At 58.1% G+C, this 12,087-nt stretch carries 10 protein-coding genes and 3 pseudogenes; 1 reads left to right on the top strand and 12 read right to left on the bottom strand.

The genetic code is table 11. The annotated features are described in order from the left end of the window. From hypB to IC66_RS0141145, 12 genes and pseudogenes are all read right to left on the bottom strand, one after another. On the bottom strand, positions 1-335 hold a 335-nt coding region (hypB, locus tag IC66_RS48870; RefSeq protein ID WP_244429249.1), incomplete at its 3' end, for a hydrogenase nickel incorporation protein HypB. Continuing rightward, positions 281-583 carry a hypothetical protein gene (locus tag IC66_RS48865; protein ID WP_244429248.1) on the bottom strand — a complete coding sequence of 101 codons (303 nt, stop codon included), beginning with the start codon at positions 581-583 and terminating at the stop codon, positions 281-283. The genes IC66_RS48865 and hypB, both read right to left, overlap by 55 nt. A 209-nt stretch (positions 584-792) precedes the next feature. Beyond that, positions 793-1,134: a hydrogenase maturation nickel metallochaperone HypA gene (gene hypA / locus IC66_RS0141190; RefSeq protein WP_011084541.1), complete on the bottom strand. Its 342-nt coding sequence runs from the start codon at positions 1,132-1,134 to the stop codon at positions 793-795. Next, positions 1,127-1,480, bottom strand: coding sequence for a nickel-dependent hydrogenase large subunit (locus tag IC66_RS48860; RefSeq protein ID WP_014497978.1), 354 nt, complete (start codon positions 1,478-1,480; stop codon positions 1,127-1,129). Before IC66_RS48860 ends, hypA begins: the two co-directional genes overlap by 8 nt. 492 nt (positions 1,481-1,972) lie before the next feature. Then, positions 1,973-2,224: a hypothetical protein gene (locus tag IC66_RS48855; protein ID WP_028144428.1), complete on the bottom strand. Its 252-nt coding sequence runs from the start codon at positions 2,222-2,224 to the stop codon at positions 1,973-1,975. Between the two features lie 91 nt (positions 2,225-2,315). Next, positions 2,316-3,172, bottom strand: a pseudogene (locus IC66_RS49355) (hydrogenase expression/formation protein). 572 nt (positions 3,173-3,744) lie between these two features. Next, a complete protein-coding gene (locus IC66_RS0141175) occupies positions 3,745-4,035 on the bottom strand; it encodes a HypC/HybG/HupF family hydrogenase formation chaperone (RefSeq protein WP_011084536.1) in 291 nt (96 codons plus the stop codon). Between the two features lie 2 nt (positions 4,036-4,037). Then, a pseudogene (locus tag IC66_RS0141170) lies at positions 4,038-4,636 on the bottom strand (HyaD/HybD family hydrogenase maturation endopeptidase). A 34-nt stretch (positions 4,637-4,670) separates the two neighbouring features. Continuing rightward, positions 4,671-5,363: pseudogene (gene cybH / locus IC66_RS0141160) on the bottom strand (Ni/Fe-hydrogenase, b-type cytochrome subunit). Positions 5,364-5,367: 4 nt separating this feature from the next. Further along, positions 5,368-7,158 (bottom strand): nickel-dependent hydrogenase large subunit, encoded by a 1,791-nt coding sequence (locus IC66_RS0141155; protein WP_011084532.1) that lies wholly within the window; start codon positions 7,156-7,158, stop codon positions 5,368-5,370. 13 nt (positions 7,159-7,171) lie between these two features. Beyond that, the gene (locus IC66_RS0141150) at positions 7,172-8,263 is read right to left on the bottom strand and encodes a hydrogenase small subunit (protein WP_011084531.1); all 1,092 of its coding nucleotides are present in this window, start codon (positions 8,261-8,263) and stop codon (positions 7,172-7,174) included. A gap of 645 nt (positions 8,264-8,908) precedes the next feature. After that, a complete protein-coding gene (locus IC66_RS0141145) occupies positions 8,909-9,520 on the bottom strand; it encodes a molybdate ABC transporter permease subunit (protein ID WP_011084530.1) in 612 nt (203 codons plus the stop codon). Positions 9,521-10,627: 1,107 nt separating this feature from the next. On the opposite strand from IC66_RS0141145, the gene dctA reads away from it, so the two are divergent. Continuing rightward, positions 10,628-11,944, top strand: a complete 1,317-nt coding sequence (gene dctA, locus IC66_RS0141140) for a C4-dicarboxylate transporter DctA (RefSeq protein ID WP_011084529.1) — start codon at positions 10,628-10,630, stop codon at positions 11,942-11,944. Positions 11,945-12,087 lie beyond the last annotated feature (143 nt).

Below are 12,087 nucleotides of genomic sequence, written 5' to 3'. Positions count from 1 at the left end.
AAGCTACTGTCCGAATTTGCGAGGCCAGCTCTCTCGATGGTCTTTTCCAAATCGAATTCAAGCAGCGGCGCCAGATCGATCTTGTTGATCACCACGAGGGATGAAGCAGCAAACATATCAGGACATTTGAGGGGCTTGTCTTCACCTTCCGTAATCGAGAACACCACGATCTTGCAGGCCTCGCCAAGATCGAAGGCAGCGGGACAGATCAGATTACCGACGTTCTCGATGAAGAGAATGCCGCCTGAAAGCAGGGGCAAGCGGCGATAAGCTCCGCCGATCATTGCAGCATCGAGATGACAATTCTTGCCGGTATTGATTTGAACGGCTGGCACGCCGACAGCCTGAATACGTTCAGCGTCGTTCGAGGTCTCCTGGTCGCTTCGATGACACCGACCGGGCGGCTGCGCTTGAGCTCGGACGCGGCACGGACCAGCAGCGTCGTTTTACCTGCACCGGGACTGGATAAAAGATTAAACACGAGAACGTCATCGGCAAGGAAGAGGGCCCGGTTGACCGCCGCAATCCCATTATTCTTGCCCAGGATATCGCGCTCGATCTCGATGACCTGCTTTCCGCTCATGCCCCCGACCCTTGAATCAGCCGAGCCGGCGCCGCCGCTCGGAAGCGGCTGTATGCCATGTGCCTGATGGTGGGCCGGCCGGCGAAGAGGAGAATGGCCATCGCAAGAGTCCCGCACATGGTCATTGTATCGCTCGTGGCTCTTCGCATCATTTGTCCTCGAGTGTTTGGTCGTCGGTGTACCTTCCGTGCAGCCGCAAACGGTACACATCAATCGATCTCCAGCGCTTTCACGCGCATCTGTTCGCCCGCGGTTACCTGCAACTGATAACTGCCGCAGCAAGGACAGCAATCACCCCGGCGTGCAATTTCAACGCTCTTCGAACAGCTCATGCACCAGGCAACGCCCGGTAGTTCAACGATATTAAGCGCGGCGCCTTCGGCAACGGTCCGCATTGCAGCGACAGCAAAGCAGAACCTGATCGCTTCAGGCGCGGCATGACTCAGCGTTCCCAATTCCAAACAGACGCTCCGCACCCGCGAAGAGGATCGCTCCCGTACCTTCTCCTCGACGATCTGAATGATCCCCATGCAAATGGCCATTTCATGCATCGTGAAATTCACGAAAATTGAGAGTGAACCCGACGCACGGATCCAGCGACGCAATCACCGCGTGGACTGCATCACAGCGCCGCGGAGCTGTCAGCACGGCGCCCTGCAGGTTCCGTACAAGCGGTCCGCGCTTATGGAAATTCCACTCCGTCGGCGCCAGGAATTCGAAGCGAGATATCCGGCCGTGAGCGTCAAGCTCAACAGCGTGGTAGAGACGTCCCCTGGCGCATTCGACCGCGGCCGCTGCACGACCGGGCCCAAGCTTATATCTTTCGATAATCCCATGCTCTGCGGTATCCGGCTGAGCGCCGGCCTCAAGCCAGGCACATAGCCCGGACGATTTCAACTATTCTGGCCATCAGCCGCTCGGCCGCACCGAAGGGTCTCAGCAAGAACCGATCCCGGGTCATTTGGCGCGCCCAAGGACCCGTCTCGGGCACATGTCCTTCCAGATCCGGACAATCGCAAAACGTCGAATCATCCCCGAGCAATCGCTTCGCGATGTTGAAGTCGTCAGCAGCGGACAGGAACGAGTATGCTGCCGGAGCCGACTTCAAGCCGGCCTCATGAAGCGCCGCGACGCGAAGCGACAGTGGGCTGCCGGACCTGAGCGCGCGTCCCTCATTCGGTACGCCCAGCGCGGCCAGCGCCGCCGCGATCCGCGCTGTTGCTTCCCGTTGAGGGGGGGCACGAGGCTCGCTGGGCGGAGCGAACAAGCGCTGACAATTCCGACATCAGGGAGCGGATTGCTGCCGCACTGGCGACCTCTAGCGTGAGATGTCCGGCAAATAGGCCCCGTGCCAAATCCATGATGCGCTCGGTAACGATCAGCGCAATACTATGCTGTTTTTTTTGCGAGGGTGATCACTTCGTCGCGCGCCGTTTCGATCGCGGTCAACAGTGCGGTTTGCTGCGCAGCGGCACATAACGCGAAGAGCCGCGGCACTGCGTTGAGCAGTGACGAGGCCTGCTTTCCGGCGAATATCCGACCCAGCGGCGGCCGGACTCGCGGCTGGATCTCGACCGAGGCGACTACGTCGGCAGCTAGCAATACGCGGACATGGATTTTGTTGCTTGCAGTGAGGTTCATGCGCAATGCTGCCCCCTCCCCCCGCGCAAGCTATGATCCATCCGAAGGCGCCGTCTGTGGGATCGCAACTGATGTCGAGTGCCCGAGCGCATCATGTGAAGTACGCCTCGAGAATTTCCTGCACGCGTCCGGCAGAGTCCTGGAAATCCTCGTCGGCAGCCAACGCAACAATCGGCACGCCCCCGACCTCCACCGTATCAAGGATGATGTTGTCCGTAGAATTGAAGAACTGCACGGACCAAACATTCCTAGTCCCGGTCGCCTGCACTCTGCAGGCACCGTAGCCCCGCAACATGAGTTGGACGGGTCCGTTGCCCAAGCTTTGCTGCAGGAATGTCAAGTCGACAACGCTCATTGGCAGTAACGTCAGATTGATGACATGCGCATTCATGCAAAATTGCCAGACGCTGGCCCGCTCGCGTATTTCGGCCAGCACCGGTTGAACGTTCATCGCGCCATCCGGCGGCGTGTCAATCAGAAGTTCGGTTGATGTCAGGTCAGTTGCGGCACGCCGGACAATCTGCGGAATCGCTCCAACCTCGACATATTCGTGCGCCGGTTCGGTTCCGATGCGCACGCGCCAGATTCCGGCATGCACGGACTCCCGGATTTGTGCCAAACTGCCGTCCGGCAACGCAACCACCCGGTCACCTCGCCTTCCCCGAGCAATTCGTCAATCAGCTTGCGCTCGGCATCGCTGAAATTTGCGAGTCCGTACAATTGTGTCGGATCACCGCTTCTCTGACCCCCAACAGCAGCAGCGACATTTGACATTAGCAGGGCAGCGTTCGGATACTTCCTTGCACGTTCGTCGCAAACCCGCCAAACGCGATTGACAAGCGCACTTGTCGCGCCGCGATAGAATACATCGAGAGTTCCAGAACCTGTGGTAAAGCCGCTCGCCGCGCGGCCGGCGCCGCCAGATACAACGGGGATCGCTGCTTTCACGATGCGATGTTCCATTGTCTGTGTCGAGGGGTATTGCACTTGCCGGCGTCGGTGCTGCCGGCGAGTGCCCAAAGGATCGGTGAGGAGATGCGGTTGATCGTGAGCAAACGATCCGGTCTCTTGCCGATCAGGCAGAGTATATTGTTCCTCGGGGATAGGCGCGGCGTCGACAGTCTACGCTGGCCGGGCCGGCCGGTCAGTGTGCCACCAGGGCCGCGCGAGGGTGCTTCACTGATCCGCAGAATATGTAGGGGATCAGCCGCCGGCAGCGGCATCAAGGTCGCCTTCCTGGGAACGTGCGCGACCAGGCGCGCATCGGCGCTAACGCCCTCCACGTCGTCGGACGGAGCGGGCCGTGTCAGAGCATGCTGAGCCGGCTGCAACTTCATCACACTCCTCTCTGATCATGATCGGTTCTGCCAGCATGGCGGTTAGCAAGGCGCATGCCAATCATCTCTAGGTGCGCGAGTCGCGTTCGACCCAACGGCGTAGCGCCTGACGTTGTCCAAGCCGATGGTCCTGCGACTGGAATCCGGTCTATGAACCCCAGCCGGTGCAAGGGAGCGGAAGCGCTAGCGTAGGTGCTCCGGCAATTGCGGCTCGTGACCGATCAAGTCCGCAAAGAAGCGATCGCAGCTCTGACCGTTGAGGCTGGCCTCAAGCCCGTCAAGTGCTTTGCAGATCAGCCTTGCTTCGTTTTCGTCCAGGAGCCGCACTGCGCTGTCGATATGAACGAGCACCTTGGCGCCGGCCCGTACATCAGCGAGCAGCACGACGGAGATGCGCCGCTGCTCATTGCCATACTCGCATAACGCGGTGACACCGTCGGTCTCGACAATCGTCATTGGCAAGCCAAGGCACATAATCAGCCGCAGGCCGCTAGATCGGCTCTGCCTTTCATTTCATAATTCGCATGGTCAATATTGTTCGCCAACAGCCGTTCTGATGCAGGCAGCGGCGCACTCCGCGGTTTTGCCGGCGAGTCCCACTGCTCTAGGAGCTTACAGGCCAGTCTAATCGCGGGGGGAATCTGAAAGCGCACCGGCGCGGTCAGCGGACCGCCCCAATTCTCCAGATCCATCGGCTGGCAGCCGATAAGAGCGAGCTCTCGCGGGCGGCGGCCAAGCAAATCGGCCGCGCTCAAGACCTCCTGGAAGCCCATCTGATGCAGGCTCACCTTCTTGGCCCCCGTGAATTTTGGCACTTCGTCATCTCGTACAAGCTCCAACTGCCCGGGCAGCAATCCATAGTCGATGGCGTCGAACACGATCAGGCAGTCGGCCCCCTCAAGAAAACTAACGAGGTAGAGCCCCTGGGTGCCGCCATCGAGAACGGTGACGTATCATCGACCGAGTAGCTACGATGAAACTCCTCGACCGCACGCACACCGAATCCCTCATCGGCCCACAGAATATTGCCAATGCCGAGCACCAAAATCCGCTTTTTCTCTGTTGAATTGAGCATCCGCTTCCCAGTCAATCGCCAAACCAATGCTCACCTACTTGATAGAAGGGAAGCTGCGGCGCGACACGACGTCGTCCCAGAGCACCGCGTAGATGTGGACCAGCGCGAACATCACGATCACCCACAGGCCGAGATGATGCCAGGTGTGAAAGTCCTGGCTGTTCGGCCAGAGTGAAAACACCCAGCCGAACACCTTGTACTGCCAGCTGTCAGTACCGGCACCTTGCCCGTAAAGTGCAAAGCCGGTGACGACCATGAACGTGATCGTCTGCGTAAACATGAAGAACATTGCTAGCTGAGCAAGGCGGTTGTGCCCGAGGCCCCTTTCAGGCTCAACCGCAAGGAACGAATACCGGCGAATCTCGTGGTGCAACTCCCGCCAAAAGCACCGGCGCCAAAGCGGCACGCAAAAGATCTGCATGGCGTGCGCGTTTCACATCAAGGCCCAGTAGATACGCAGAAGAAAGCCGGCGCTGAGTACATATCCCGCCGAGAAATGAGCAAAGCGGATATAGCCGAATAGAAAACCGCCGCTTGCCATTCCCCATATCGCCGGTGTCCCGGTTCCAATAAGATAGCCTGTTAAACTCAGTACCAGAATCGCGGCTGCATTAGCCCAATGCCAGAGTCGCACCAGCGCATAAATGTGGGCGGTGCCCCCACGGATGCTGCGACCAGCCAGTGCCGCATCGGCGGCGGCAAGAAACTTCTGAGCCCTGTTCCGCATGGGCCTAACGAACTCTAATTGAGGCCATTTCTTGACCCTCATGACTCATCACGTGCGTCGAGCAAGCCAAGCACGGATCAAAGGAGTGGATGGTGCGCAAAATCTCCAACGGGCGCTGCGGATCGGCCATCGGAGTGCCGATCAGCGAAGCTTCAAAAGCGCCAATATTGCCGCTTGAATCGCGAGGAGATCCGTTCCATGTCGTCGGCACGACACATTGATAGTTGTCAATCTTAGCGTCCTTGATCGTAATCCAGTGCCCGAGCGCACCGCGAGGCGCCTCAGTGAACCCGTAGCCTTTGGCTTCCTTGCGCCAGGTTTCCGGCCTCCACCTGCTGATATCGGCAGTTGCCGTGTTGCCCGCCTTGATGTTGATTACCAGCTTATCCTGGAAATGGCGCATCTGATGCGCCGCCCATTGGCATTCGAGCGCCCGCGCCGCAGTACGGCCAAGGGTCGAGAACAGCGCAGTCACGGGAAGATTGAGCCCCTTGAGCAGTCTCTCGGCGGGCTCCTTGAACTCGGCTTTGCCTTGCGCATAACCGATAATGTATCGGGCCAACGGCCCAACCTCCACGGCGCGGCCGCGCCATCGCGGCGCTTTGATCCAGGAATATTTGCCGCCTTCGTCGAGTTCTTTAATATCTGTCTTGCTGCCTTTGAGTTTTGGCCCAAGTTCAAAACTCGGCTCGGTGATACCATCCCAGGGAAGCAGTCCGCAGCAATGGCCGGGGTATTTATACCATGAATGCGCGACGAATTCCTGGATCTGTTCGGGATCACCATGGTCGATCGGCAATATCTCCTTGAGATTGCCATCAAGAATGACCCCGCGCGGCAGCTTGAAACTCTCGCCGGAACAGTCATTGGCCTTTTCGGGGATATCGCCATAGGACATCACGCTTTTGCTCGAAAGACCGCCGCCGTGGAGCCAGTCCTTATAGTACGAAAAGATCGCGGCAATGTCGGGCAGATAGACCTGCTCGACAAACTCGATCGAACGGTCGATGATGGAGGATATAATGTTCAGTCGCTCCATGCCGATTGCGCCCACCGCTCCGATTCCGTCGATGTTGATCGCGCACGGCACGCCGCCCACCAGCCAATTTGGATGCGGGTTCTTGCCGCCATAAATCGCTTGGGTTTTGACGATCTCCTTCTGGAAGTCGAGTGCTTCAAGATAATGAGCTACCGCTATCAGGTTCGCTTCCGGTGGCAGTTTGTAGGCCGGATGCCCCCAATAGCCATTCTTGAACGGACCGAGTTGCCCTGATCCGAAGAATTTGCCGAGCCGGATCTGTAGATCCTTGAAATAGCCAGGGGATGACAGCGGCCAGGGCGAGATAGATTGCGCCAGTGTAGAGGTCGACTTGGGATCGTCCTTGAGGGCGGAGACCACGTCGACCCAATCCAACGAATGGAGGTGATAGAAATGTACGAGGTGATCATGCACGAGCAGGCACAGCTGCATGATGTTGCGGATCGAATTTGCATTCTCCGGAATCGTAATTCCTAGTGCATTTTCAACCGCGCGCACGGAGGTGAGCGCATGGGTACCGGTGCAGACCCCGCAAATCCGCTCGGTGAACGCCCATGCGTCGCGCGGATCGCGCCCACGCAGGATGACTTCGATGCCACGCCAAATCGTCCCGCTTGAGACTGCATTGCGGATCACATTGTCGGAATCGAGATTAGCTTCGATGCGCAGGTGGCCTTCGATGCGAGTCAGCGGATCGATAACGATTCGCTTGCCGGAACGATCGAGATTGAACCCATTCGGCGTCTGGACGGCCACCGTCGTTACCTCCTCAACTCGGCTTGCCTTTGTGGGCAGGGCGATCCGGCCGGTGCCTCAACCGCTTCGCGGCGGTGACCGCCGCGTGGGCAGCGACCGCTAGCCCCACCACGCCGGCAGCGGCCATGCCGATCTCGTCGGCGTTCTGCTCGATGCCGAACTGCTTGATGGTCGTGAGTCGGTCGTAAAATGACCCTTTATCCCAGAAGCCATCTTCGGAGCAGCCGAGACAGCCGTGGCCGGATTGAATGGGAAATGAAACGCCGCCGTTCCACCGAAGGGCCGAACAGGCATTGTAGGTGGTTGGTCCCTTGCAGCCCAACTTGTACAAGCAATAGCCCTTGCGTGCGTTGGTGTCGTCCCACTCTTCGACGAATTGACCAGCGTCGAAATGGGACCGCCGGTAGCACTTATCGTGAATGCGCTCGGAATAAAACATACTTGGACGCCCTTGGTGATCAAGCTTTGGAAGCTTTCCGAACGTGGTAATGAAAGTCACGAGGCCGCTCATGACCTCTGCGATCGGCGGGCCCCCGGGCACCTTGATGAAGGGCCTGTTGGTGATTAACTTATCGATCGGCACCGCGCGAGTCGGATTTGGCTTGGCCGCCTGCACGCATCCCCAGGACGCACACGTGCCCCAAGCGACGATCGCCATGGACTCTTCCGCCATCGACGTGAGCTTTTCAACGAACGGCTTGCCGCCGTCAATGCAGAACATGCCACCCTCGTTCAAGGGCGGGTTACCTTCAACGGCAAGCACATATCCGCCTTTGTACCTGGCACGGGTTTCCTCCAGGATGGCCTCAGCCTGGTGTCCTGCCGCCGCCATGATCATATGGTCATAGTCGAGCGAAATCATCGACAGCAGCGCGTCCTTGATCAAGGGATGAGCCGAGCGGATAAAGCTTTCCGAGCAGCAGGTACACTCAAGCCCGTGCAGCCAGATGACGGGCACTCGCGGTTTGGTTTCCAGGGCGTGCGCAATACTGCTTGCACCAAGCCCCAAGCTCGCGGCCGTGAAACTGCAGAATTTAAGGAAACTGCGACGCGTGATACCCTGTCGTCTGATCACGCCGTAGAAGGTTTCCGTTGCATCACCCATGAAACCTTCCAAGCGAGTTGTCGCCAGCGTTACGATTGGTGATGTTCGGCAAGAAACAAGCCAGCAGAGCGAAACACCTGAAAGATAACAAGCCACCGCTTTAAGATTTTCGGCTTGTCGAATCCGGCCAGCGTCCCAGAAGCTAGGCCATTGATCTGCTACGCTATTGGTGTCCAGTTTTCGACGTCGATGTGAGCACTTTAACAAATCAAGCCGATCGTTCACCGCTGAAGGGAACTACGCTCCTGCAGGCGGCACTCATGATGCCGATTGTTGAATAGAATTGGTTCAGTCGACGGGCACCACATTGCCCGGCCTCAATCAGACTTGCCGATCGCTGACCAACGGTGCGTTAAAGCGCTCATAATCGAACCTAATGCAGGCAGCACGTACCAACGCGGTTGCCGAGCAAGGAACAGAGCCCGCAAGGGACCGAGAATGTGGTGCGCACGTTGGCTTGACTTTAGGTCTGATTTGATCCGATCTGCCCCTGGTTCCAAGGGGCTCGTCGCCTACGGGGCTGTGCGCGGCGACAGGCTGGACGTTTAGAGCGATCGCCCTGGCAAACCTAAGATGATTCGTTGCCTCGCCCGGTACAATGTCTGTCGATGATGGCTAAGGTGAAGATTGTCGCAAATGCGAACATCACCATACCAGCGGCAACCACACTTCCTCGTGCCAGCGCGGCTCTTGGACGTAGTCCACGACATAGGCCGACAACACCTTGGTGCGTCCAGGAATATTTCCGCCGATCATCATCACGACGCCGAATGTGCCTATCGTGTGAGAAAATCCAAGCACGGCCGCTTTAACGAGCTCCAGTCGCGCCAGCGGTGCGATGATAGCAACGAAGCCATACAATGGCGAAACACGCCCTGTCATTTCCAACGGGTGATCGCCAACCGCAAGAAAGGCGTTACGTATCGGCTGCACGACCAATGGCAGCGCCGAGAGCACCGATCCGACCACGATCCCGACGAAGGTAAGAGCGAGCGTGCGCTCGCCCCAGAAAGAGGCGAGAACGCCGCCGGGTCCGTCGGGGCCGAGCAGAACGAGTACGCAAAAGCCGAGAGCCGCTGGGGGTAGTACCAGCGGAAGGGCAATTAGCGCAGCGACAGCCTCGCTCAGAAAAGTCTTTGAACGCGCCAGCCACCAGGCGAGGGGCACACCAATCACGAGGAGGATCACGGTCGTCACGCTAGCGAGCTCTATCGTGAGCGCAATGGATTGCGAGATCTCTGACGAATCAAAATCCATGTGCGTCAGCCCGCCAACGAGCGCAGGTCGCCGTATCGCGATAGTGATTGCCTGCACGTCGGGCTGCCCAGCGATGTGGTGCGAATAGCCATTTGTTCGTGCGGCAGCTCGCTCTGTCCCCCAAATTTACGCGCACCGTTTCTGCGAGCAAGAGCAGCATCGCAAGGCTCATCGGCAACTCCTGTGACAAGTCCGCTTCGTCCCACCCGACGGCGGCAGCTTCTCATTTGTCATCAGCAATTCGAGTGCCACGTGCGAACAGCGGCGGCGCTATGCTTATGTGAAAGCACTTTGCGTAGACGCCGACGTCACCGTGGAGTGGACCTAACGCTTTGTCAGGTTTCTGGCATCTTTGTTTCCAAGCGGACAGCAACAGCCGCCCAACGAAAACGGCAGACTCGACTCGAGAAATGCCTGTTTGGTTTGTCGGCGGCTCAAATCCCGTGCTCGCAGGGCCGGTAGCTGAACCGATCGCAAGAAGCCTGCCGGTCGGCAGCTACGCAAACGAAGTAGCTGAAAACTCGTCGTAAGGCTGGTTCGGCGACGCGGCAAAGGCGCGAGGGGCCGCGAGCGACGGCCGCTCCCCTGACCGGCTTAGCTTGCACATCGTCAGCACAGGCGTGGAGACAAACGCCGCGTCATCGACGAGATTGGCCGCTTGCGGAAAAACGCAGTCATCCATCAGAGGTCCTACCCGGGCAACGCAGCTCCTAGCCAGACTTCCATTCGGTAAATTCGTTCAATCCAAAATAGCAATTTTACCAACTGCACGTACTGCTGCACGATCTCAACACTCCAGCATTCCGCTAATGCGCGCTACGCTGCAGCCTAATGTTCGACCTTGCGAACACGGCTAAGAGCACTCAAGCCGATGCCACCGAAGGGAGGCCATTGTCCGCGACTTTTTAGTCCGCCGCAGTTTGGGATTTGGTGCATATCTTGCTTAGCGAGAAAGGACAACGCAACTAAACGCCTGCCTTTGGAAAGACGCGCCGGCTCTCGGACGCGTCTTCAATCGCGCAAGGCTATAATGATTAGTCTCGTATGACACTGTCGCCTCTCACCGAGCCGCGGCACACATTCGAGTATATTCGGGAAGGAAGCGTCATGACCACCATGGCAACCGCGGCGCCTGTGCGCGCGTCGCAAGCTTGGTATAAGATACTCTACGTCCAGGTGCTGATCGCAATCCTAATTGGCGCCATGGTTGGCTGCCTATGGCCGTCTGTCGCCACAAACGACTGGGTCAAGGCGCTCGGTGATGGGTTCATCAAGCTCATCAAGATGGTGATCGCGCCCATTATTTTCTGCACCGTCACGTCTGGCATTGCGCATATTCAAGATGCCAAGAAAGTCGGGTGCGTCGGCGTCAAGGCGCTGTTCTATTTCGAGATCGTCTCCAGCTTTGCCTTGCTGTTGGGCCTTGCCATGGGCAATCTGGTCCGGATTGGCCATGGCCTTGCGGTCAAACCGGATGCTGCGGCGGTCGCCAATTACGTCAAGCAGGCGGAAGCCTCGAAAACCGTCGACTTTATTCTCAACATCATTCCCGATAGCGTGGTCGGCGCCTTCGCTCGCGGCGATGTTCTGCAGGTTCTCCTGTTCGCGATCCTTTTTGGCTTCTCGCTGATGGCGTTGGGAAAGCGTGGCGAGCGTCTGCGCGGCATGATTGACGACGTCGCGCACGCGGTGTTCGGGGTAATAGCTATTGTAATGAAAGCGGCCCCGATCGGCGCCTTCGGCGCCATGGCTTTCACAGTCGGCAAGTTCGGGCCCGCAGCACTCGGCAATCTGATCGGTCTGATCGCGCTGTTTTACGTGACTGCTGCCCTATTCGTAGTAGTCGTGCTTGGTCTGATCGCCCGCCTCGTCGGCTTTTCAATCTTCAAGTTCCTTATCTATATTAAAGACGAGCTTCTGATCGTGCTCGGTACTTCATCCTCCGAAAGCGCGCTCCCTCAATTGATGGAGAAGCTCGAGCGGCTGGGCTGCTCCAAGCCGGTGGTCGGGCTGGTGGTGCCGACTGGCTACTCCTTCAACCTTGACGGCACCAATATCTATATGACACTTGCAACATTGTTCATTGCCCAGGCACTCGGTGTCGATCTCAGCTTTGGCCAGCAGCTCACGATCCTGCTAGTAGCAATGCTAACTTCGAAGGGAGCAAGCGGCGTCACCGGCGCAGGCTTTATCACGCTCGCTGCGACATTATCGGTAGTAAACCCAGCTCTGGTGCCGGGCATGGCAATCGTGTTTTCTATCGACAAGTTCATGAGCGAGGTGCGCGCCCTCACCAACATCATCGGCAATGGCATCGCGGCTGTGTTCGTATCCTGGTGGGAAAGCGAGCTCGATCACGTGACGCTGCAGACTCGGCTCAACAAGTCCACCGCTTCCACTACTATCGACACTACAAGCACATGAGGTAGGTCCCGGATCTGAACCGCCGCCATTCGGACACGAATACTCCCCCTGCGCTCTCCGGCGCACAGCATTATTCCGCGCCGCAGCCAGGGCAGCTGCCCCTGAGAGGCTAGGGTCCAGACTCAATTGAGCCAATATGCGAC

The organism is Bradyrhizobium genomosp. III, from assembly GCF_000261705.1.
GTDB classification, from domain to species: Bacteria; Pseudomonadota; Alphaproteobacteria; order Rhizobiales; family Xanthobacteraceae; genus Bradyrhizobium; species Bradyrhizobium ottawaense.
Note: the sequence above shows the minus strand (reverse complement) of the source record. Positions and strands in the feature narration are given on the sequence as shown.